The following is a 23,697-nucleotide window of genomic DNA, read 5'->3' as shown; positions in this document are numbered from 1 at the left end:
TGTGCGTGAAATTTGCGAACAACAAAAACCACTGTGGGAGCGGGCTTGCCCGCGAAGGCGTCCTGGCAGGCAATGTTGATGTTGGATAGGCCGGCCTCTTCGCTGGCAAGCCAGCTCCTACAGGGGCCGTGGGTGTACTCGAAATTTCCGGGCAACAAAAAATCACTGTAGGAGCGGGCTTGCCCGCGAAGGCGTACTCACTAACGACAACGATTACAGAACCTGCCACCCACCCCCAAGCGCCTTGTACAACGCAATACTCGCCTGCATCCGCGACAGCCGCAGTTGCACGTTCAAATCCTGCGCCGCATACAATGTGCGTTGGGTCTCCAGCACGATCAGCAAATCCTCGGCCCCAGCCTGATAACGGCTCTGCGCAATGTTGAACGCCGTTTGTGCCTGACTCAGTTCCTCACCCTGCCACTGACGCTGTGCGTCGAGCCCGCGAATGCTATTGAGGGCTTTCTCGACGTCGGCAAAACCGTTGATGATCGCGCCACGGTAAGTCTCCAGCAGTTCCTCCTGCCGGGCCGTGGCCTTGTCGCGCTGGGCGCCGAGACGGCCGTTGTTGAAAACCGGCGCGAGCAATCCGGCAGACAGGTTGTAGAACGGACTGCGCAGAATGTCGCTGGCACTGTCGGCGCCGGAGCCGATTTGGGCGCTCAGGGTCACGCTCGGCAGCATCGCGGCGCGGGCCACGGTGACATCGGCTTGTGCCGAAGCCAGTTGGGCTTCGGCCCGGGCGATGTCTGGACGACGGCTGAGCAATTGGCTGGGTATTGCCGCATCGATGACCGGCCAGGTCAGTTGATCGAAATGCTCCTGTCCCAATGACAGCTCCTGTACCGGGCGGCCGAGGAGAAGGGCGAGGCTGACGCGCGCGTCTTGGGCCAGTTGCTGCACCAGCGGCAATTGCCGTTGTTGTGCGGCCACCAGGCTTTTTTGCTGCGCCAGTTCCAGGGCCGTGGCGGAGCCGGAGTCAAAACGGGTCTGCACCAGTTTCAGCACGCGTTGGGCATTGGCCAGGTTCAGCTCGGCGATGCGGCGCTGTTCCTGGAGCGACAGGGCTTGCGCGTAGCCGTTGGCGACTCCGCTGAGCAGTGTCAATTCCACCGTGGCCTGATCGAACTCGCTGGCTTTCAAAGCGAACTGCGCACTGTCCCGGCTGGCGCGCTGGCCGCCCCAGAAATCGATTTCATAACTGGCCGTGAGGCTGGCGTCGAAGTAATCCACTGCCTTGTTGCTGTCATCGGCATCGAGTTGGCTATAGCCATCGCCGCGCAGCAGCTTCTCGCGATTGGCATTCACCGCCGCCTTGACCTCGGGCAGTTGCGAGCCACCGGCAATCACCGTGTCCGCCCGCGCCTGGCGCACCCGGGCGATGGCTGCGGCGAGGTCGTAACTGCCAAGCCGGGCCTCTTCGATCAGGCGTCCCAGTTGCGGGCTGCCGAAGCGGTTCCACCATTGCGTGTTGTCGTGAGCGGCACTCGCCGTGTGGGGCGATTGCCAGGCGGCGGGCGGCTGGATGCCGCTGTCCGGGCGCTCGGCCGGGCTGCCGCAGGCACTGAGCAACAGGCACACGGTCAGCAGGCTGAGTGACGGCTTGATCGAGAGCGGCTTCATGGAGAGATCATTCACTGGTAAGGGCCGTGACCGGGTCGAGTCGGGCAGCTTTGCGGGCCGGCATGAAGCCGAAGACAACACCGGTGATCAGGGCGCAGCCGAAGGCGCCCAGCACCGCTATCAAGGAAAACGCGACGGCCACTTCACTGAGCATCAGCGCGCCGCCGACGATCAACGCCAGGGCGATCCCGGTGAGTCCGCCAACCACCGAGAGCATCACCGCTTCGGTGAGGAACTGGCGCAGGATGTCCCGCTGGCGAGCACCGGTGGCCATGCGGATACCGATCTCGCGGGTGCGCTCGCGCACGGTCATGAGCATGATGTTCATCACGCCGATCCCGCCCACCAGCAGCGAAATCGCGGCAATCGAGCCGAGCATCAGCGACAGGGTATTTTGCGTGTGCGCCTCGGCCTGGATCATCGCCGCGTTGTTGGTCAGTTCGAAATCCTTCTTGCCGTTATGCAGGCGCAACATCAGCTGTTCGATGGCCTGTTCCGCTTCCTTGACCTTGCGCGCATCAGCCGCGGCGATGGCGATGTACTCGGGGTTGTGCGTGCCGAACAGGCGCACGCTCGCAGCGGAGTAGGGGATGGCGATGCGGTCGTCGCTGTCGGAATCACCCGAACTGGCGCCTTTTTCGGCGAGCACGCCGACCACCTGGAAGGGCACGTTTTCGATCAGGATGTATTGGCCAATCGGGTTGGCCACGTCCTTGAGCAACTTGGTCCGCACCTTGTGGCCGATCACCGCGACGGCGGCTGCGTTCTGTTCATCGGCATGGGTGAAATAGCTGCCTTCCACCACCGGCCAGTTGAAGATCACCGGGAAGTTGGTGTCGTTGCCGCCGACGTAGCTCAAGTGGTCGAGGTTGCCGAAACGCACGCCGGCTTCCTGACCGTTGACCGGCATGATCCGCATCACCTGCGGCAGGCTGGCGATGGCCGCGACGTCGTCGAGGGTGACAATGCCCAGTGGCGTGCGCGGATTGGGCGCCGAGCCGCTGAGGTAAATGATGTTTGAGCCGAACGCCCCCATCTGCGCCATCACCTGGCGCTTGCTGCCTTCACCGACGGCGAGCATCACCACCACCGAGGCCACGCCTATGATGATCCCCAGCAGCGTCAGAGCGGTGCGAAACTTGTTGATCCACATCACCCGCCACGCCGCTTGCACCGCATCCACCAACTCGCCTTTCCAGGCGCCGGTGGCTTCCGCGCCTTCGCTCAGGCGCCTGCGCAGATCCACGGCTTGCAAGGCGCCGGGGTTGGCCGAATGTTGCGCGGCGCGATTGTCCCGGGCGCTGTCACTGATGATCTCGCCGTCGCGAATTTCGATGATGCGTTTGGCCCGGGCCGCGACTTCGCGGTCGTGGGTGATGAGGATCACCACGTGACCCTGGCTGGCCAGTTCGTCGAGCAAGGCCATGACTTCGGCGCCGCTGTGACTGTCGAGGGCGCCGGTCGGTTCGTCGGCGAGGATGATATGGCCGCCGTTCATCAAGGCGCGGGCAATGGACACCCGTTGCTGTTGCCCGCCGGATAGCTGGTGCGGGCGGTTGCCGGTACGCGAGGCCAACCCGAGACGGTCGAGCAGGGCGGCGGCGCGGGCGTGGCGATCGGAGGCGGGCAAGCCTGCATAGATTGCCGGCATCTCGACGTTCTCCTGGGCCGACGCGGACGCAATCAGGTGGTAACCCTGGAACACGAAACCGAAGGCTTCCCGGCGTAGCCAGGCCAGTTCATCGTTGTCGAGGGCGGCGACGTTTTCCCCGGCGAAACGGTATTCGCCGCAGGTCGGTCGGTCGAGACAGCCGAGTATGTTCATCAGCGTCGACTTGCCGGAACCGGACGCGCCGACGATGGCCACGAACTCACCGGCATGGATCGTCAGGTCGATGCCGCGCAGCACGTGCACCTCAGGCGCGTCGCCGCCGCCATAGGCTTTGCGGATGTCCAGCAGTTCGATCAGGGGCGTCTGCATTCAGCCGCCACTCCCGTCGACCGGACCGATCAACAGGTGATCGCCTTCCTGCAAGCCGTCGAGGATCTGCACGCGCAAGCGGTCACTGATGCCGGTGCGCACGTCGCGCTGCTCGATGCTGCCGTTGCGGGCGATCACCTGAGCGGTTTGCACGTTGGCCTGTGCGCCGGTTTGCAGGGCCGCGATGGGGGCGGTGAGTACGTTTTTTGCCTGATCGGCGACAAAAAATACCTGGGTGGTCATTTCCGCCATCAACGCGTTGTCGGCGTTGTCGACGTCCAGCAACACGGTGTAAAGCACCACGCGCGCGCTCCCGCTTTTGTTGGTGCTGGCGGGGCTGCCGCCGCCCTGGCTGGTCTGGTCCAGCGGCTTGGGCGGTACGGGCAGGATTTGTCGCACGGTGCTGTTCCAGCGACGGCTGCCACCACTGAGGGTGGTGAACCAGGCATGCATGCCGGGTTTGACGTGGCCGATGTCGGCCTCCGAGACTTCGGCCCACACCGTCATCGGCGACAGCTTGGCGATGCGCAGAATCAGCGGTGTCTGTTGCTGGGCATTGAGGGTCTGGCCTTCCCGGGCATCCAGCGCCACCACGGTGCCGGCCATCGGTGCGTAGATTCGCGTGTAACCGAGTTCGGCCTGATCGCTGCGCAGGCTGGCTTCGGCCTGGCGGATCTGCGCCTGGAACATGTCGACCCGAGCCTGTGTGGCGCGCAGTTCGGCCTGGGCGGTCTGCACGTCTTCTTCACGGGTGGCGCCGCCGGCGGCGAGGTTTTGTTGGCGCTGGAACTTCTGCCGGGCGAGCTCGTGTTGCGCCCGTTGTTCCTGCAACTGTGCCTTGAGGTTTTCGATGGAGAAACGCCCCGCGTCGAGTTTGGCCTGTTGCGTGGACGGGTCGATTTCCACCAGCAACTGGCCTTCCTTGACCACGTCGCCGACTTCCGTGTGGATCTTGTGAATCTGCCCGGACGCCTGGGCGCCGACGTCGACATAGCTTCGCGGTTGCAGGGTGCCCAGAGCCGTGACGCTGCTTTCGATGTCGGCGCGGGTGACCTGCACGGTGGCGAACTGGTCACGGCCCGGCGGGATGAATTGCCAGGCAGCCACGGCGATGACGGGGATCAGGCAAAGTACTGCAAACAGGGTGCGTCGGGTCTGTCGAGGGCGTTTCATGCAGGGTTCCGGCCTTGGGAATTAGCCCATCGAGCCGCAGCGGGAAGACCGGGCGCAGACGGGGAGCTGTCCTTGTAAACGATAAAAGCACCGGCCAATTTAGCTGGCGACACATTCACACACGTTTGCGCAGGAGCTGCCGCAGGCTGCGATCCTTTGATCTTGCAAAGTCGAAAATCAAAAGATCGCAGCCGGCGGCATCGCCTGCGTTTAAAGTACTTTAAATCTATATGAGAATTACTATAAATTACGCGACTCGAATTGCCACTACCGTGCCACTGTTTATTTCAACGGTCACGCAAAGGGCTCAAGGACAGAAACCGCCCCCGCGCGGACCGGAGTCATGTTGGAAAACTACTATCGAGAGCTGGTGTGTTTCCTGAACGCCAGGCTCGGCAACCGTCAGGTCGCCGAAGATGTGGTGCATGACGCCTATCTGCGGGTGTTGGAGCGCACCAGCGACGCGCCGATCGAGCAACCGCGGGCGTTCCTTTACCGCACCGCGCTCAACCTGGTCATCGACGATCACCGGCGCAACGCGTTGCGTCAGGCCGAGCCGCTGGATGTGCTCGATACCGAAGAGCGTTATTTCACACCCTCTCCACACAGTGCCCTCGATCATGGCCAGCGCCTGGAAATGCTCCAGCGTGCCTTGGCTCAATTGCCACGGCTGTGCCGCGAAAGCTTCCTGCTGCGCAAGATCGAAGGCCTGTCCCATCCGGAAATTGCCGAACAGCTCGGTATTTCCCGGGCGCTGGTCGAGAAGCACATTGTCAACGCCATGAAGCATTGCCGTACACGCATGCGACAGTGGGATGGCCATTGAGCTGACGGACTCCTCACACGTTAAATTTTGTTCAAGTGTCCTCGTTCCTACTCAACAGACGACCTGTTGTGCTGCCCTTGGCCGGTCAGGTCACTTAGGTTCAATGCCCCATTGTTGAGGGGCTCATCCAGAGGACACTGGAAATGACACAGGCAATTGCATCGCCCAACGTTCACGACCTGATCGGCGTCGGTTTCGGCCCTTCGAACCTGGCGCTGGCCATCGCGCTGCAAGAGCGCGGGGCCATCCAGGGCGAACTGGATGTGCTGTTTCTCGACAAGCAGGCCGATTACCGCTGGCATGGCAACACCCTGGTGACCCAGAGCGAGTTGCAGATTTCCTTCCTCAAGGACCTGGTGACCCTGCGCAACCCGACCAGCCCTTATTCGTTCGTCAATTACCTCAAGGCCCACGGTCGTCTGGTGGATTTCATCAATCTGGGCACGTTCTATCCGTGCCGCATGGAGTACAACGACTACCTGCGCTGGGTCGCCGGGCAGTTCACCGCGCAAAGCCGCTACGGTGAAGAAGTGCTGACCATCGAGCCGGTGCTGCATAACCATCAGGTCGAGGCGCTACGAGTGATCTCGCGAGATTCGACCGGGCGTCAGCAGGTGCGCACCACCCGTTCGGTGGTGGTCAGCGCCGGTGGCACGCCACGCATTCCCGAGGTGTTCAAGGCGCTCAAGGATGATGGCCGGGTGTTCCACCATTCCCAGTATCTGGCGCAAATGGCCAAACAGCCGTGCGTGGAAAACCGGCCGATGAACATTGCGATCATCGGTGGCGGGCAGAGCGCGGCGGAAGCCTTCATCGATTTGAACGACAGCTTCCCGTCGGTGCAGGTGGACATGATCCTGCGCGGTTCGGCACTCAAGCCGGCCGACGACAGCCCCTTCGTCAATGAAGTGTTCTCGCCAGAGTTTACTGACCTGGTGTTCCAGCAGCCCGACCGTGAGCGCGAGCGACTGGTAAACGAGTACCACAACACCAACTATTCGGTGGTGGACATCGATCTGATCGAGCGCATCTACGGTATTTTCTATCGGCAGAAAGTCTCGGGCATCGCCCGCCATGCGTTCCACACCTTGACCACCCTCTCAGAAGCCACCGCCACCGAACGCGGGATCGAACTGGTGTCGCGCAACAACGCCACCGGTGAAGTCTCGGTTCGTCATTACGACGCCGTGGTGTTGGCCACCGGTTACGAGCGCCAGATGCACCGCAAGTTGCTGGCGCCGCTGGAGCAATATCTGGGTGATTTCGAGGTCGATCGCAACTACAAGCTGATCACTGACGAGCGCTGCAAGGCCGGTCTCTACATGCAGGGTTTTTGCCAGGCCAGCCATGGACTGAGCGACACGTTGCTGTCGATCCTGCCGATTCGTGCCGACGAGATTGCCGGTTCACTGTATGAACATGGCAAGCATCGCGGGCACGGGCGGTCGGTGGTGGATTTGTTGTTGGCCACAGCCAGCTGAGATGTGTAGCGTCCGCGAGGCCCTATCGCCAGCAAGCCGGCTCCTACAGTGGATTTTCGTCGTTGCGAATATCCCCTGTAGGAGCCGGCTTGCTGGCGATGACGCTCTCGACAACAACGAAAATGTCGAATCCTGAACCCTTCCTGAAGATCCCTGCGATTGCCCCTGCAAGATTTTGTAACGGGTTTACGCTGCAAATATCGGGGCGTAAGCTCCACGCGTTTTCATCAATCACGGAGACCCACAGTGGGTATTTGTTCGAGTGACAGTTGTCGGCCGGCTTCGGTAACCGGCATTTTCTCGGCAAGATAACGCGCAGTCTCCTGTGCCGTTGTCTCGCCGAAAAGCGAGCAGCGGCATTCCGTTCATGGTCACTCCCGACCGTGTCCCGACGCCTCTCTCATCGACGCTGAACGGTGCGTGGTTTCGACTTTTTGTCGTGGCTGGCGCTCTTTCGACACGCCTGTCATTCGTGATCGGCGCGCCAGGCCTTGCTTTGCCGGTTGTTCCGGCGGCAGCGGCATGGACTGCCTGCTCGATGGTTTCCCGGCTGGCCAAAGGGGCACCCGCCATGAAACTTACCCTCAAGGAATTCTTCGCAGGCTTCCTGCGTAACCGCCACATCGCCCGGCACTTCCGCCGTCTGGCGCTGCTGGAAACCTTCACCGACACCACGGTCAACCGTGAAGTCCCGCCCGCCCTGGCGCAAACCCTGGTGGCCGCTGCCGGCAGCGACACCGGCCATTTGCTCAACACTCTGGGCAGTCATACCGACGGCCTGAACGAATTCGAAGCCGATGTTCTGCGCGAGCAATTGGGCCTCAATGAAGTCGAGCACGAACAGCCGCTGCCCTGGTGGTCGCACCTGTGGCACTGCTACAAGAATCCGTTCAACCTGCTGTTGACGCTGCTGGCGGTCATCTCCTGGCTGACCGAAGACATGAAAGCCGCCATCGTGATTTTCACCATGGTGGTGCTCTCGACCCTACTGCGCTTCTGGCAGGAAACCCGATCCAACCAGGCCGCCGACGCCCTAAAGGCCATGGTCAGCAACACCGCCACGGTGATGCGCCGAGACCTGGACAATCAGAATGCCTGGCGCATCGAGTTGCCGATCAGATTTTTGGTGCCGGGCGACCTGATCGTGTTGTCCGCCGGTGACATGATCCCCGCCGATTGCCGGGTACTCAGCGCCAAGGACCTGTTCGTCAGCCAGGCGGCGATGACCGGTGAATCGATGCCGGTGGAAAAATTCCCCCGTCAGCAGACCTGCGACACCCGCAACCCGCTGGACCTGGACAACATACTGTTCATGGGCACCAACGTGGTATCGGGCACAGCCATGGCGGTGATACTCACCACCGGCAACAGCACCTATTTCGGCGCACTGGCCCAGCGCGTGGGTGCAACCGACCGGGCGCCGACTTCGTTCCAGACCGGGGTGAACCAAGTCAGCTGGCTGCTGATCCGCTTCATGTTCGTGATGGCGCCGCTGGTGTTGTTCATCAACGGTTTCACCAAGGGCGACTGGACCCAAGCACTGCTGTTCGCGCTGTCGATTGCCGTGGGCCTGACCCCGGAAATGCTGCCGATGATCGTCACCTCGACCCTGGCCAAAGGCGCAGTGTTCCTGTCGCGCAAGAAGGTCATCGTCAAACGCCTCGACGCGATCCAGAATTTCGGTGCCATGGACGTGCTGTGCACCGACAAGACCGGCACCCTGACCCAGGACAAAATCTTCTTGGCGCGCAATGTCGACGTCTGGGGCAATGACTCCGATGATGTGCTGGAAATGGCCTACCTCAACAGCTACTACCAGACCGGCCTGAAGAACCTGCTGGATGTGGCGGTGCTCGAACACGTCGAAATCCACCGTGAGCTGAAAGTCGGCACAGCGTTTCGCAAGGTCGACGAGATCCCGTTCGACTTCACCCGCCGGCGCATGTCGGTGGTGGTCGCCGAGCGCGATCAACCGCACCTGCTGATCTGCAAGGGCGCGGTGGAAGAGGTGCTGGCAGTCTGCTCGCGGGTGCGCCATGGCGAAGTCGATGAAGCCTTGACCGAAGAACTGCTGGCGCGAGTCCGCCAGGTCACGGCCACGTTCAACGCCGAAGGCCTGCGGGTGGTTGCTGTGGCGGCACGGCCAATGGTCGAAGGGCGCGACACCTACAGCCTTGCCGATGAACAGGCACTGACCCTGATCGGTTACGTGGCGTTCCTTGATCCACCAAAAGAAAGCACCGCACCAGCCCTCAAGGCCTTGGCTGCCCATGGCGTGGCGGTGAAAGTGCTGACTGGCGACAACGAACGGGTGACCGCGAAGATCTGCCTCGAAGTCGGTCTGGAGCAGCAAGGCCTGCTGATGGCCAACGACATCCAACGCATGAGCGATGCCGAGCTGGCGAAAGCTGTGGAGACTACCAATGTCTTCGCCAGACTGACGCCATCCCACAAGGAGCGTATCGTCCGGTTGCTCAAGGGCAACGGCCATGTGGTTGGATTCATGGGTGACGGCATCAACGACGCCCCGGCCCTGCGCACCGCCGACATCGGTATTTCGGTAGACAGCGCCGTGGACATCGCCAAGGAAGCGGCCGACATCATCCTGCTGGAAAAGAGCCTGATGGTGCTGGAGGAGGGCGTGCTGGAAGGGCGCCGGACCTTCGCCAACATGCTCAAGTACATCAAGATGACCGCCAGCTCAAACTTCGGCAACGTGTTCTCGGTGCTGGTGGCCAGTGCGTTCATTCCGTTCCTGCCGATGCTGCCGATGCACCTGCTGGTGCAAAACCTGCTGTATGACATTTCGCAGATCGCCATTCCGTTCGATCACGTCGATGAGCAGATGCTCAAGCAACCGCAGCGTTGGCAGCCGGCAGATGTCGGGCGCTTCATGCTGTTTTTCGGGCCGATCAGCTCGATCTTCGACATCACCACCTTCGCCTTGATGTGGTACGTGTTCGATGCCAACACCCCGGATCACCAGACCCTGTTCCAGTCCGGGTGGTTCGTGGTCGGGCTGCTGACCCAGACCCTGATCGTGCACATGATCCGCACGACGAAGATCCCGTTCCTGCAAAGCCGCGCGGCCATGCCGTTGCTGGTGATGACCGGGCTGATCATGGCCGTGGGGATTTTCCTGCCGATGGGACCGCTGGCCCATTACTTCAAATTGCAGGCGCTGCCCTCACTGTACTTCGTGTTCCTGCCGGTGATTTTGCTGGCATACATGGCGCTGACCCAAGCGGTGAAAGGCTTCTATATCCGGCGGTTCGGCTGGCAGTAAGCAGGTAATGAACATTCCTACGGATTGCGTGGGAGCCCTACCCACGACGCTCCGTTATCTATCTCTGTTGTCGGGTTGTCCCTACAGTATTTGGGAAAAGTCCTACAGATTGATCCTTATGGCTTGCGTAGCCTGTGCGACCTCATGAATCCGACAGTCAGAGGAGTCCAGGGTGCCCAATAAATCGTTACGTATCCTGATTGCCGATACGCAGCACTTTCACCGTATGCGGATCGAGCGGTTGTTCAACCAGCTGGGTTATTTCCGAGTGGCTCCGGTGCAAGGTGTCAACGAGTTGCTGAGCTTGATGGAGTACAGCACCGAGCCTTTCGATCTGGTGGTTGTGAACGGGGCATTGGCCGATGGGCAGTTGAACCTCTTGGATTTTTTCGTCGACAACCCACAGGCCCGTCACGTGTTCATCTTCGACGGCCTGCAGGCGCAGCTACCCATCATTGCCGGCGGGCATGTTCAGGTGAGCCATGCCGCTCTGCCCGAACTGGCGTCCATCACGCAGCTGATGGCCACCGTCGATCCACGGCAACCATTCATCGGAACTGTCATTTCTGTCAGGTAGTTCTTTCCATTCTTCCATGCAAGAGTCTCAGCGCAGCCGTTGCGTCTTTACGCGGCCCGTCCTTTGCTCGTTCGTGGTGTCTTTGCACAGGGAGTTTTCATGAAGTCGGCACTGATTGTGGACGATCATCCGGTTATTCGTTCCATGATCAAATTCGTACTCAGGGAATTGGGGTTCAAACGAATCCATGAAGCAACCCGAGGCGATGAGGTCCTGTCGATGTTTCGTGAACATCGACCGGATGTCTTGCTACTGGATCTGGGCCTGCCGGGTCTGAACGGGCTGGATGTACTGGACCGTATCAAATCCGAAAAGACGCGTTGTCGGGTCGTGGTCTTCACCTCACTTGAAGCCCGTTTTTATCAGGAACGTTGCATGCGCGCCGGGGCGGCGGCATTTGTCCCCAAGTGCAAGGATCTGGAGGATCTGAAAACCGCGGTGAAGACCGTGATGGCCGGTTACACCTGTTTCGTTCAGCTGGCGTCGAGTTTTGTTTCGGGGGGGGCGTTGCAGCGCACTGAGAAAGAGCTGATTGATCGGCTCTCCAACCGTGAATTGACCATTTTGCAATACCTGGCCCGGGGGTCGAGCAACAAGGAAATTGCCGACATCATGCACCTGAGCTTCAAGACCATCAGTACCTACAAGACACGCTTGATCGACAAGCTCAACGTCAGCTCCCTGGTGCATTTGAGGGATTTTGCCTTGCGCAATCAACTGATCTGAATGAACTTATTTCGACGACTGCCTGCCCTGGCGCTGGCTGGCCTCTTCCTGTGGGCATCGATGGCCTGGGCGCAACCGCACTCACTGGCGTTGCTGGGGCGCTCCAGCCTTGAAGGTGTTTCCGTCAAACTGTCGGAGAGCGAATCACGCTGGTTGCAGCAAAAGGGACAGCTGGTGCTGGCGGTCTCGGCCCCGGATTATCCGCCCTTCGAATTCAATACCGCGGGCAAGGTGTTCGAGGGCATCACCGCCGATTACGCTGGCCTCCTCGAGCAGCTTCTGGGACTCAGGATCGAGGTTCGACGCTATCCGTCGCGAGCCGAAGCGGTGCAGGCGATCAAGGAAGGGCAGGCTGACTTGCTGGGAACGGCCAATCGTTTTGAGTCCGAGGACCCGCAGTTACAGATGTCCAGCGCCTATGCGGTCGATCAACCGGTATTGGTCACGGTCGATGACTCCACGGTGGCGCTGGATCCGACGCTGGCCGGCAAACGGCTGGTGACGCTTTATCACTATTTGCCCGAACACAGCGTGCAACGGTTCTATTCCCGTGCGCAGTTGAAACTATTCCCCTCAACCCTGGCCGCCATGGGGGCGGTGGCGTTTGGTCAGGCTGATGTGTACCTGGGAGATGCAATCAGTGCCAATTACCTGATCAGCAAAAACTATCTGGGCAATGTCCAGCTGGCTGATTTTTCGCCCATGGAGTCCGGTGTCTTTGCGTTTGCGATGAGCCGTGACAACTCGCCGTTGTTGCGCATCGTCAACAAGGCGCTGGCGCTCGTCACCACCAATGAACAGATGAATATCCTGCGGCGCTGGGGCGCGAATGGAGCCTCCATCCCGGGCAATCAGCCGCTGCAGCTCAGTGTGTCGGAGCAGCGTTGGCTCGAACGGCATCCGCGTGTGAACGTGGCGATCAACGTGAATATCCCGCCGATTTCCTTCATCGACAGCAAGGGCAGGTTTCGTGGAATCGTCATCGATGTGCTGGCGAAAATCAGCCAGCGTACCGGGTTGCAATTCGATGTCCGTGGCATGAAGTCCGTGACGGACATGCTGACGGGTATCAAGGATGGCCAGGTCGACGTGTTGGCGGGCATTGGACTCAGTTCCCAGCGCGAAGGAACGTTGCGTTTTACCCGCTCCTTTCTCAACAGCCCGTCGGTGCTGGTGACCCGGGCGGCACCGGACAGCCCCAGGACGCTGGACGATATGGCCGGGAAGGTCCTGGCGTTGACCTATGGCAATATTACCGGTGATTTCATTCGGCAGCACTTTCCATTGATCCAGATGGTGGATGCTCCTTTGACCAATGACGCCATGGAGATGGTCGACCAAGGCAAAGTGCAGGGTGGCATCAACTCACTGATCAGCGCCCGTTACCTGATCGCCCGGCAGTACCACGATCGCCTGCAAGTGACCAGTACCGTGGGCACGGATCCCGCCCGCAGTACCTTGGCGACCAGCCGGGATGCGATCGAGCTGCACTCGATTCTGGACAAGGCGTTATTGAGTATTCCTCCCGATGAAATCGACGAGCTGACCCAACCCTGGCGCTACGACTCAATGGTGGAGCAGAGCTACTGGCTGCGGCATCGGCAAGCGATTTTGCAGGCGTTTTCAATCGCGGGCATTCTGCTGCTGTTCGCATTGGTGGGGATCCTGTGGCAGCGCCGGCAAATTCGGCAGCGTCAGCAATGGCTCTGCCAATTGCAGGAGGCCAAGGATGCCGCGGACGATGCCAATCGTGCAAAAACCACGTTTCTGGCAACCATGAGCCATGAAATCCGCACGCCGATGAATGCATTGCTCGGCATGCTCGAACTGGCGCTGAAGCGGGCGGATGAAGGCGTGACGGATCGTTCCGCCATCGAAGTCGCCTCCCATGCAGGGCAACAGTTGCTGGCGTTGATCGGCGACATTCTGGACATCGCTCGTATCGAGTCCGGGCATTTGTCGCTGACGCCGGAACGGGTCAACTTGCGGGCGTTGGTGGCCTCGGTCTGTCGAGTTTTCGAAGGTCTGGCGGTGCAGAAAAACCTGCAATGGCGGGTCGAGCTGGACAATCAGAGTGATTGCGATGTGATGCTCGATCCACTGCGCCTCAAGCAGGTGCTGTCCAATCTGTTGAGCAACGCCATCAAGTTCACCCACGAAGGTGCGGTAAGCCTGACCTTGCGGGCGCAGCCAAGGCCGTCAGCGCATTTGGCTGTCAGCGTGCGCATTGCCGACAGCGGTATCGGTATCAGTGCTTTCGACCAGCGGCGCCTGTTCAGTCCCTTCGCGCAGGCGGGCAACAACCAACAATCAGCCGGGCAGGGTTCCGGGCTGGGGTTGGTGATCAGTCGTACGCTGTGCGAAATGATGGGCGGGCGATTGAAGCTCGATAGCGCGCTGGGGGAGGGAACGCGGGTCGACATCAACCTTGATTTGATCGTCTTGCCGCCGCTGCCCGAGAGCGAGTTGCGCCAATGCGAGGCTCCGCTCTGCACCCGGTCCTTGACGATTCTGGTGGTCGACGATTATCCGGCCAATCGATTGCTGCTCTCACGGCAGCTGAGCTATCTGGGGCACCGCGTGCTCCTGGCGGAGAACGGCGCGCAGGCCCTTGAGCAATGGCATGCGCATAAGCTCGACGTGGTTATTACAGATTGCAGCATGCCAGTGCTCAGCGGCTACGAGTTGGCACGAGCGATACGCGATGAAGAACGCCGGCAGGGTTTACCGCCGCTGCTGATCCTGGGCTTTACCGCCAATGCACAAACGCAGGAGAAGATCCGCTGCCAGGAGGCGGGCATGGACGATTGCCTGTTCAAGCCCATTCGCTTGATGGATCTGCAGGTGTGGTTGGCACAGCGTTTTGCTGAAGTGTCAGCGAAGCAGGTCGACGACGGTCCGGTGGAGTTCGATTTAAGTGGACTGGATCGATATGCCGATACGGAACGTGAACTCATGGATCAGCTGCTACATGACCTGGAGTTGAGCAACCGCGAGGATCGCGTTCATCTGCTCGCCATGCATACCAGCGGCAATCGTTCCGGTTTGCGCGAACTGGCGCACCGGATCAAGGGTGGGGCGCTGCTGATTCGGGCGCTGGCCCTGGTGGAGTGTTGCGAGCAACTGGAGCGGGCGCTCAATAGTGACCACGCGCCGCTGATCGACGATGCCGTCGATCAGTTGCAACAAGCCATGGCCCGGCTGGACCGGAAGCTTCAACAGGATTGAATTCAGTCCCAGGCTGGCGCGATGCCTTTCGGGCTGGTCAGGCGCTGGCCGCGATCCAGTGCTGCGATCAAGCCCATATCGGCCTCGCTCAGCGTCAGAGCAGTGGCGCACAGGTTGCTTTCAAGGTTGGCGCGTCGGGTCGAGGAAGGGATGACCGCATAACCCGATTGCAGGGCCCAGGCCAGGGTGACCTGAGCCGCGGTCGCCTGAAGGCGCTCGGCAATTTGCTGGATGACCGGGTCTTTGAGCACTTCACCGTAGGCCAGCGTCATGTATGAGGTGATCCCGATGCCCTGGCTCTGGGCGAACTCGGCGACTTTACGGTTTTGCAGGTACGGGTGCAGTTCGATCTGGTTGGTGGCGATGTGTTCGGCACCAATGGCGGCAATGGCCTGCTTCATCAGGTCGATGGTGAAGTTGGACACGCCGATTTGCCGGGTCAGTCCCAGTTGCCTGGCTTCCAGCAGGGCACCCATGAATTCCTCGACCGGTATCTGGTCTTCCGGTGATGGCCAGTGGATCAGGGTCAGGTCCAGGCAGTCGGTTTGCAGCTTGCGCAGGCTCTCCTTGAGGCTTTCGATCAAGCGATCCCGGGCGAAGTTGGCGACCCAGATCTTGCTGGTGATGAACAGCTCATCACGGGCCACACCGCTGGCAGCAATGGCTTGGCCGACCTCGGCTTCGTTTTCGTAGATTTGCGCGGTGTCGATGGCACGGTAGCCCAGTTCCAGGCCGGTGCTCACCGAATCGATGACAACCTGGCCTTGCAAGCGAAAGGTGCCCAGGCCGAATGCGGGGATAGACATGTATGACTCCAGTGATTGCAGCGGGAATGGGCGCCAGTATCGGCGTCTGTGTGCCCGGGAAAAACCGCTGGATTGGCAAAGCAATGTTTACCGCAAATCACGAATCGCCTGAAGTCAGAGAGATTGATGGTGATTGTGCTGCCCTCATCGCGAGCAGGCTCGCTCACACATTTGACCGCATTCCCTTGTGTGCGAGCCTGCTCGCGATAGGGGCGACGAGGTTCCAGAACCTGACCGATCAACTTGCCGCTTGAAGCTCAAAGCTTGTAGCTGCCTTCAGGCAATATCACTGCGACTGAATTCCTCACCGAGAAAATCTATCAGCGTGCGCACCGACGGCAGCAACCCGCGTCGTGATGGAAAAATGGCGTGGATGACGCCGCTCTGCGGCGCCCAACCCGGCACCAGTTCCACCAGACGCCCGGCGGCGATTTCATTGCGTACCACAACGCTCGGCAGGTGCACGACACCGATGCCGGCAACCGCCGCATGACGCAAGGCCAACAGGTCATCGGTGACCATCCTTGGCGTGTGCCGGATCAGCGCGGTGCTGCCGTCGGCGCCGAACAGTTCCCATTGATACTCACGCTGCGCTGCGCCCCAATGCAGGCTCGGCAAACCACTGAGATCGGCCGGTGACGGCGGGGTCGACAGGCGCTGCGCGAGCGCCGGGCTGCCGACGACGCTCTGGGTGCTGTTACCCAATACCTTCATCACCATGTCGGAGTTTTCCAGCGGTGGAAAACGCACCCGCAGCGCAATGTCGAAACCTTCGTGAATCAGGTCGACCCGACGGTTGGTGCTCTCGATGAACAACTCCACCAAGGGGTACTTGAGCAGATAGCGGGACAACATCGGCCCGACCCAGGAATTGAGCAGCGCGGTCGGACAACTGACGCGCACCATCCCCTGGGGCTCGGCGCGGTTGCGCTCGATCAGTTCGGCGGCGCTTTCCGCTTCCACGCGCATGGCCAGGCAACGCTGGTAGTAAGCCTGGCCAATTTCGGTCAGTGAGCAATGCCGACTGGTGCGGTGCAACAGACGCACGCCGAGGCGCTCTTCAAGTTGCGCAATGCGACGGCTGAGCTTGGACTTGGGCATGTCCAGCGCCCGCCCGGCAGCGGCAAAACCATGATGTTCCACCACTTGGGTGAAGTAGTAGAGGGTGTTGAGGTCTTCCACCATCGTTCTCCAGATAGAACGCTAAAGCTGATTTTTGCAGTCTAGCGCAGCAAAGGTCATGGTTTTAAGCTTTGTCCATGGCTTCATTCACTTCATCAGGAGAGACCATGAAAAACATCATCGGTATCTACACCAGCCCACGGGCCCATTGGGTCGGCGACGGTTTTCCGGTTCGCACGCTGTTTTCCTACGACAACCTGGGCAAACACATCAGCCCATTCTTGCTGCTTGACCACGCCGGGCCTGCGGAATTTACGCCGACCACCGAGCGACGTGGCGTTGGTCAGCATCCGCACCGTGGCTTCGAAACCGTGACTATCGTTTACAAGGGTGAAGTCGAACACCGCGACTCTACTGGCAGTGGCGGCAAGATCGGCCCCGGCGACGTGCAATGGATGACCGCCGCCTCGGGCATCCTGCATGAGGAGTTTCACTCCGCAGACTTCGCCAAAAGCGGCGGGACCCTGGAGATGGTGCAACTGTGGGTCAACCTGCCCGCCAAGGACAAAATGGCCGAGCCCGGTTACCAGACGATCCTCGATGGTGATATCCCGAACATCACCCTGAAGGACAACGCCGGTAGCCTGCGCCTGATCGCCGGTGAGTTCGACGGCCGTACCGGCCCATCGCGCACGTTCACCCCGATTGATGTCTGGGATCTGCGTCTCAACGGCGGCAAGTTGCTGACACTGGACCTGCATGAAGGTCGCAACACTGCACTGGTGGTGCTGCGCGGCACGGTTCAGGTCAATGGTCTGGAGCTGGTGCGCGAGGGGCAACTGGCCCTGTTGGAGCGCGATGGCGATCAGTTGACCCTCGAAGCCAATGGCGACGCAGTGGTGTTGTTGCTCAGCGGCGAGCCGATCGACGAACCGATTGTCGGCCACGGACCGTTCGTGATGAACACCGAGCAGGAAATCCACCAGGCCTTCGCCGACTTCCAGTCCGGCCGCTTCGGCCAGATGCACGGTTAATCCGTAGCCCTTCCATAACCCGACTCTACACAGGATGAGTAGGCCGGTTCTCAGGCCAGGGATGGCTGTTGCCCAAACGAAAGAGGAAACGCTCATGAACACCGTCAACGCGGCCAACTTCAACGGCCAGAAACCGACCATCGACCCCAACGACAGCGCGATGCTGTTGATCGACCACCAGAGCGGGCTGTTCCAGATCGTCAAGGACATGGACGTACCGCAATTGCGCGCCAACGCCATCGCCCTGGCCAAGGCTGCGACCTTGCTCAAGATGCCGGTGATCACCACTGCCTCTGTTCCACAAGGGCCGAACGGGCCGTTGATTCCGGAAATTCACGAGGCGGCGCCCCATGCGCAATACGTGGCGCGTAAAGGTGAAATCAACGCCTGGGATAACGCGCAGTTTCACGCCGCGGTCAAAGCCACCGGCAAGAAAACCCTGGTGATCGCCGGCACCCTGACCAGCGTGTGCCTGGCGTTCCCGTCCATCGCGGCCGTGCATGAAGGCTACAAAGTGTTTGCCGTGGTCGATGCCTCGGGCAACCACTCGAAACTTGCCACCGACCTGACCATTGCCCGTCTCGCCCAGGCCGGTGTGGTGCCGATCGACATCATGGCGACGCTGTCCGAGCTGCAAGGTTCGTGGAACCGTCCGGACGCGCAAGAGTGGGCGGCGGTCTACGCCCAGGCCATGCCGCATTATCAATTGCTGATCGAGAGCTACCTCAAGGCCCAGCAAGTGGCGAACGAACACGAAGTGCTGGATTCGCAACGCACCTGAGGTCCCCTTTACCGGGAACGAGCCTGCTCGTTCCCACATTTGTTTTTTGATGCCGACAGAATCACTCAAATCAATTGCTCCTACACTATGGCCAATCTGTGCGATCTTCGCCTCATTGGCCTTTGCTGGAGTTGTTTGATGCTGTCATTGCTCACCGAACACCCGCTGATCTGCGCGATGCTGCTGATCCTGATCGACCTGGGTTTGTGGCGCTTGCTCAGTACGATGGGCAGTGGCTGGCGGCTGTTGGTGCGGGTGGTGATTTTTGCGTTGTTCAGTGTTCTGCTGTTCAACGAAGGTCTCAATCCGCTCGAGCCTGCGCCGTGGCCTGAAAACGTACCCCTGCATCTGGCGGCGACTGGTTTGCAGATTGGTTGGTGGCTGTTCGGCGCGCGGACCCTGACCGTACTGATCGGCGCCGTGATGATGCAGCGGGTAGGGCACACCGGGCGGCTGCTTCAGGATTTGCTTGGCGCGGTGATTTTTCTGATTGCGGTCATCGCCGCGCTGGCCTACGTGCTCGAATTGCCGGTCAAAGGCGTTCTGGCGACATCCGGTGCGTTGGCAATCATCGTCGGTCTGGCGTTGCAAAGTACCCTCAGCGACGTGTTTTCCGGGATCGTCCTGAACACCACCAAACCCTATCAACTGGATGACTGGATCTCCATCGACGGCACCGAAGGCCGAGTCACCGACATCGACTGGCGGGCCACGCGCCTGCAAACCGCTCAAGGCAGCCTGGCGGTGATTCCCAATTCCCTGGCCGCCAAGGCCAAGATCATCAACTTCAGCCGTCCGAGCGATATGTTCGGCGTATCCATCACCCTTCAAGTGAGCCCCCATGCGCGACCGAATACGGTGATCGATGCGCTTGAGCGCGCCATGCAAGGTTGCCGTTTTCTGCTGGACACACCGGCACCGAGCGTCGCATTGAAAGGTTCCAGCAGCACGGGTGTGGAATACGAAATCAGCGGGTTTGTCGCGTCGATGAGCGAGAAACGCACGGTGCGCAATCAGCTGTTCGACCTGGCGTACCGACACTTGCAGGCGTCCGGGGTCAACCTGTTGTCGAGCGTCGAACCCACGCTGTCCGACAACCTGTCACGGCCCCGGGCATTGCTCGACAGTTCGCCGATTTTCTCTACTTTGCGTCAGGAGGAAAAGGACACCTTCAGCCAGAACATGACCCTGCAAACCTTCCGCGCCGGGGAAACGATCCTCGGCGCGGGGGAGGTCAGTGATCACTTGTTCATCATCGAGTCGGGGGTGGTGACGGTGACGCTGACCCGGCACGGTGAACCTTTCGAATCCGGGCGCATGGGGCCGGGTGAAGTGATTGGCGAGGCCGGCATCCTGGACGACAGTTCGGTGCCCGCGCAGTTTACCGCCAAGACCTTTTGTGGCTTGTACCGCATCGAAAAGTCGTACCTCAAGCCATGCCTGGATGCCCGTCACGACATCGGCGATGCGATGAAAACCTTGCTCGATTACCGGTTGTACAAAGCGAAAACCCTGACTCAGGAGCTGCCGGTGGCGGAGGCGAAAAAGGGCTTTTTGCAGTGGTTGCGCAATCGGGTTTGAATGGCCGCTGCGCGGTTCACTCTCACATATGACCGTGTTCCCTGTAGGAGCGAGCTTGCTCGCGATGACCGCCGTGAGCAAAACCCAATGGCCTCCTCGACTTCTGGAATATTGGCTATTTGTGCAACCGGGGCGGGGGGCTAACGTAGTCACACACCCACTTGCCCTGGAGCAGACCATGCAACCGCGTATCGATTTTTACACCGCGTCCCCTGATGCCCTCAAAGCGATGATCGCGTTGGAAACCGCAGTGTCGAAGCTGCCGCTGGAAAAGAACCTGATTGAACTGGTCAAGCTGCGCGCTTCGCAAATCAACGGCTGCGCCTTCTGCATCGACATGCACACCAGCGACGCAATCAAGGGTGGCGAAACCCCGCGTCGCCTGTTCGCCGTGACGGCCTGGCGCGAGGCACCGTTCTTCAGCGAGCGTGAACGTGCCGCGCTGCTCTGGACCGAATCCCTGACCCAACTGAGCCTGACCCATGCACCGGATGAAGACTACGAAGTGGTCAGCGCCCGGTTCACGCCCAAGGAAATGGTCGATCTGACCGTGGCGATCAGCACCATCAACAGCTGGAACCGTCTGGCCGTCGGTTTCCGCAAAACCCCTCAGGCCTGATTTCAACAAGGGTGCCGAGGCTCAATGAGCATCGGCACTCGGTGCGGCCGGTGGTTGCACTTTGCGCATCAGCGGCACCATCGCCGTGGCGATGATGAAGCAGACCATGATCATCAGAAACGCATCGCCATAGGTCTGTGTCTGCGCCTCACGATAGGTCAGCAACCACAGATGATGCAGGGCGGCGGTGACACCGACATCGCCGCCCTGGCCGAGGGTGGCGAAGTTGTTGCCCACCTGAGTCAGCCATTGGTTGAGCGCTTCGTTGGTGCTGTTGAGGTTTTCCGCCAGCCGCGTGAAATGCAGGTTGGTGCGGTCATTGAGAATGGTCGCGCACGCGGCGATGCCAATGGCGCCGCCCAGATTGCGCATCAGGTTGAACAAGCCCGACGCATGTTTGAGCCGCGCCGGTGCCAAACCGCCGAGGGTCAAGGTCACCGCTGGCGGCACCGCCAATTGCTGGGCAATGCCACGCAGGGCTTGCGGCAGCATGAGTTCTTTGGCCCCCCAGTCATGGGTGATCGGGCTGAAATCCCACATCGACAACGCGAACAACCCAAGCCCGGTCATCATGATCCAGCGCAGGTCCACGCGGTTGGCCAGAAAGGCATACAGCGGAATAGCCATGACCTGGAACACCCCGGTGGAGAAAACCGCCAGGCCAATGTCCAGCGCGCCATAGCCGCGCACCCGCCCGAGAAACAACGGCGTCAGGTAAATGGTGGCGAACAGGCCGATGCCGGTGACGAACGAGAAGAAACAGCCGAGCGCGAAATTGCGATCCTTCAGGGCGCGCAGATCGACAATCGGATTGGCCACGTGCAAAGTCCGGCCGATGAACGCCAGGCCCGACAGGCCGCTGATCCACGCCGTGGTCAGGATGGTGTGATCGCTGAACCAGTTCCAGCGCGGGCCTTCTTCGAGGGTGTATTCCAGGCAGCCGAGGAACAGCGCCAGAAACACCATGCTCAAGTAGTCCGCGCCTTTGAGCAGCGACAATTCCGGTTGGTCGATTTTCACCAGCAAGGGCACGGCCACCGCGACGAAGATCCCCGGTACGAGGTTGATGTAGAACAGCCAATGCCAGGACGACACATCGGTGATCCAGCCGCCGATCACCGGCCCCAGGGTCGGGGCCAGCGAAGCCACGGCGCCGATGGTGGCGGCAGCAATCACCCGCTGTTTGCCGGTGAAGAAAAAGAACGCCGTGGTGAACACCAGCGGGATCATCGAGCCGCCAAGAAAACCCTGCAGGGCGCGGAAGGTAATCATGCTCTGGATGTTCCAGGCCGCGCCGCACAACAGACTGGTCAGGGTGAAACCCACCGCAGAGGCGCAAAACAGCCAGCGCGTGGAAAACACTCGGGACAGCCAGCCGGACAGCGGTATCACGATGATTTCGGCGATCAGGTAGCTGGTCTGTACCCAGGCGGTTTCGTCGGTACCGGCTGAGAGCCCGCCGCCGATGTCGCGCAACGACGCGGAGACAATCTGGATATCCAGCAGTGCGATGAACATACCGATGCACATGGTGGCAAACGCGAAGACTTTGGTCCCGGTCGCCATGCTCGCCGCATCGAAAGGTTGCACCGGGACGGCGAGGGCACGGCTCATGGTGCGCTGGCCACGGTGGGGCTTTCAGGTTCCCTGCGAGTGTCGACTTCAGCGGTCACCGACAGACCGGGACGCAGATGACCGAGCAGGCTGTCGGCCGGGTCCAGGTGAATACGCACCGGTACACGTTGCACGATTTTGGTGAAGTTGCCGGTGGCGTTCTCCGGAGGCAGCACGCTGAATTGCGAACCGCTGGCGGGGGCGAGGCTGTCCAGGTGACCGTGAAATTCCTGCCCTGAGAGCACATCGGCGTGAATCACTACCCGTTGCCCCGCAATCATGTGCGCCAGCTGGTCTTCCTTGAAATTGGCATCGACCCACAAACCACTGGCCGGCACCACCGAGAGTAACTGCGAACCAGCCTGGGCATAGGCGCCGACCCGCGCCCGCCGGTTGCCGATCACGCCATCGACCGGTGCCCGCAGTTCGGTGTACTCGACATTCAGTTGTGCCAGGTCTCGTTCGGCTTTTGCCTGAATCAATGCCGCACGGGCTTGCTGTTTTTGCGTCGCGATCACATTCAACTGGCGTTGCGCCGCCAGCAGTTCGGCCTCGGCGCGGTTGCTCTGGGCCTGGGCGGTCTTGAAGGTGGCGTTGGCCCGTTGTGCGCTTTCCACCGAGACGGCGTTGGTGGTGACCAGTTTTTTGTAACGCGCATCATCGTCCCGGGAACGGGCGGTTTCAGCCCCGGCGGCATCAATACCGGCCCGGGCCTGGCCAATGACGGCTTGTTGCAGTTGCTCGGTAGCATCGAGATTGTCGAGCAACGCTTCTTCGGCAGCGATTGCGCCCTCAGCCTTGGCCAGGTGGGCACGATAGTCGCGCGCATCGAGGCGAATCAGCACGTCGCCGGCCTTGACCTTCTGGTTGTCGCCCACCAGTACTTGGTCGATGTATCCCGCGACTTTTGGCCCGATGACCGTCACGTCACCACCGATGTAGGCGTCGTCGGTTTCTTCGATGAAGCGCCCGGCTGTCCACCAATGCGTGCCATACACACCGGCCAGCATCAGTGCCGCAATTCCCAGCGTCGGCAGCAGCAGGCGCTTGAGCATCGGCGGTTTGGCAGGCTTCACCGGGGAGGCCAGGTCAGGTTCAACGGTGGACATGCTGGTCATGGGGATTACCTGTCGGAATCAGATTTGATTACGACCGTAATATGACGCAGGTAATATTTGGTGGCAATTGTTTTTTATTGCCGGTTGTCAGGAAACGACGTAGGAGCTGCCGCAGGCTGCG

The 23,697-nt window shown here is 60.4% G+C and carries 18 protein-coding genes; 11 read left to right on the top strand and 7 right to left on the bottom strand.

Annotation, left to right across the window (positions count from 1 at the left end):
• Positions 1-213: 213 nt before the first annotated feature.
• Genes QMK58_RS21860 through QMK58_RS21850 form a run of 3 tightly spaced genes read right to left on the bottom strand, consistent with a single transcriptional unit; the run spans position 214 to position 4,777 of the window.
• Positions 214-1,608, bottom strand: coding sequence for an efflux transporter outer membrane subunit (locus QMK58_RS21860; RefSeq protein ID WP_320396556.1), 1,395 nt, complete (start codon positions 1,606-1,608; stop codon positions 214-216).
• 22 nt (positions 1,609-1,630) lie between these two features.
• Complete coding sequence (locus QMK58_RS21855; protein ID WP_320395429.1) at positions 1,631-3,604, bottom strand: MacB family efflux pump subunit; 1,974 nt, start codon at positions 3,602-3,604, stop codon at positions 1,631-1,633.
• A complete protein-coding gene (locus QMK58_RS21850; protein ID WP_053157204.1) occupies positions 3,605-4,777 on the bottom strand; it encodes an efflux RND transporter periplasmic adaptor subunit in 1,173 nt (390 codons plus the stop codon). It abuts the gene before it with no gap.
• A gap of 343 nt (positions 4,778-5,120) precedes the next feature.
• On the opposite strand from QMK58_RS21850, the gene QMK58_RS21845 reads away from it, so the two are divergent.
• From QMK58_RS21845 to QMK58_RS21820, 6 genes are all read left to right on the top strand, one after another.
• Positions 5,121-5,603, top strand: coding sequence for a sigma-70 family RNA polymerase sigma factor (locus tag QMK58_RS21845; protein ID WP_053157207.1), 483 nt, complete (start codon positions 5,121-5,123; stop codon positions 5,601-5,603).
• Between the two features lie 143 nt (positions 5,604-5,746).
• Complete coding sequence (locus tag QMK58_RS21840; RefSeq protein ID WP_320395428.1) at positions 5,747-7,084, top strand: lysine N(6)-hydroxylase/L-ornithine N(5)-oxygenase family protein; 1,338 nt, start codon at positions 5,747-5,749, stop codon at positions 7,082-7,084.
• Between the two features lie 571 nt (positions 7,085-7,655).
• Positions 7,656-10,370, top strand: a complete 2,715-nt coding sequence (mgtA, locus tag QMK58_RS21835) for a magnesium-translocating P-type ATPase (RefSeq protein WP_320395427.1) — start codon at positions 7,656-7,658, stop codon at positions 10,368-10,370.
• A gap of 172 nt (positions 10,371-10,542) precedes the next feature.
• Positions 10,543-10,947 carry a chemotaxis protein CheY gene (locus QMK58_RS21830; RefSeq protein ID WP_320395426.1) on the top strand — a complete coding sequence of 135 codons (405 nt, stop codon included), beginning with the start codon at positions 10,543-10,545 and terminating at the stop codon, positions 10,945-10,947.
• Positions 10,948-11,046: 99 nt separating this feature from the next.
• The gene (locus QMK58_RS21825) at positions 11,047-11,673 is read left to right on the top strand and encodes a response regulator transcription factor (RefSeq protein ID WP_053157215.1); all 627 of its coding nucleotides are present in this window, start codon (positions 11,047-11,049) and stop codon (positions 11,671-11,673) included.
• The gene (locus tag QMK58_RS21820; protein WP_320395425.1) at positions 11,674-14,901 is read left to right on the top strand and encodes a transporter substrate-binding domain-containing protein; all 3,228 of its coding nucleotides are present in this window, start codon (positions 11,674-11,676) and stop codon (positions 14,899-14,901) included.
• 2 nt (positions 14,902-14,903) lie between these two features.
• On the opposite strand, the gene dkgB is transcribed toward QMK58_RS21820, so the two are convergent.
• On the bottom strand, positions 14,904-15,707 hold the full coding sequence (dkgB, locus tag QMK58_RS21815; protein WP_320395424.1) for a 2,5-didehydrogluconate reductase DkgB: 804 nt from the start codon (positions 15,705-15,707) through the stop codon (positions 14,904-14,906).
• A gap of 2 nt (positions 15,708-15,709) precedes the next feature.
• Here dkgB and QMK58_RS21810 point away from each other — a divergent pair, with 2 nt between their 5' ends.
• Entirely contained in the window at positions 15,710-15,961 is a 252-nt protein-coding gene (locus tag QMK58_RS21810; RefSeq protein WP_053157224.1) for a hypothetical protein, read from the top strand.
• Between the two features lie 22 nt (positions 15,962-15,983).
• Here the strand turns inward: QMK58_RS21810 and QMK58_RS21805 are convergent, their stop codons facing one another.
• Complete coding sequence (locus tag QMK58_RS21805) at positions 15,984-16,892, bottom strand: LysR family transcriptional regulator (protein ID WP_053157228.1); 909 nt, start codon at positions 16,890-16,892, stop codon at positions 15,984-15,986.
• A 104-nt stretch (positions 16,893-16,996) separates the two neighbouring features.
• Between QMK58_RS21805 and QMK58_RS21800 the strand changes: the two genes are divergently transcribed.
• The 4 genes from QMK58_RS21800 (at position 16,997) to QMK58_RS21785 (ending at position 20,844) form a co-directional block, all read left to right on the top strand.
• A complete protein-coding gene (locus QMK58_RS21800) occupies positions 16,997-17,863 on the top strand; it encodes a pirin family protein (RefSeq protein WP_320395423.1) in 867 nt (288 codons plus the stop codon).
• Positions 17,864-17,957: 94 nt separating this feature from the next.
• Complete coding sequence (locus QMK58_RS21795; RefSeq protein ID WP_053157234.1) at positions 17,958-18,644, top strand: isochorismatase family protein; 687 nt, start codon at positions 17,958-17,960, stop codon at positions 18,642-18,644.
• 138 nt (positions 18,645-18,782) lie between these two features.
• Positions 18,783-20,225: a mechanosensitive ion channel family protein gene (locus QMK58_RS21790; protein WP_320395422.1), complete on the top strand. Its 1,443-nt coding sequence runs from the start codon at positions 18,783-18,785 to the stop codon at positions 20,223-20,225.
• Positions 20,226-20,403: 178 nt separating this feature from the next.
• Positions 20,404-20,844, top strand: a complete 441-nt coding sequence (locus tag QMK58_RS21785; protein WP_053157241.1) for a carboxymuconolactone decarboxylase family protein — start codon at positions 20,404-20,406, stop codon at positions 20,842-20,844.
• A 21-nt stretch (positions 20,845-20,865) separates the two neighbouring features.
• Here QMK58_RS21785 and QMK58_RS21780 read toward each other — a convergent pair whose 3' ends face one another.
• Complete coding sequence (locus QMK58_RS21780; RefSeq protein ID WP_320395421.1) at positions 20,866-22,458, bottom strand: DHA2 family efflux MFS transporter permease subunit; 1,593 nt, start codon at positions 22,456-22,458, stop codon at positions 20,866-20,868.
• Positions 22,455-23,576, bottom strand: coding sequence for an HlyD family secretion protein (locus QMK58_RS21775; protein WP_320395420.1), 1,122 nt, complete (start codon positions 23,574-23,576; stop codon positions 22,455-22,457). The genes QMK58_RS21780 and QMK58_RS21775 overlap by 4 nt, the downstream gene beginning before the upstream one ends.
• Positions 23,577-23,697 lie beyond the last annotated feature (121 nt).

The organism is Pseudomonas sp. P8_241 (genome assembly GCF_034008315.1).
In the GTDB taxonomy this organism is placed as follows: Bacteria; Pseudomonadota; Gammaproteobacteria; order Pseudomonadales; family Pseudomonadaceae; genus Aquipseudomonas.
The sequence above is the reverse complement of the archived record's forward strand: the minus strand, read 5'-3'. Positions and strand labels throughout refer to the sequence as shown.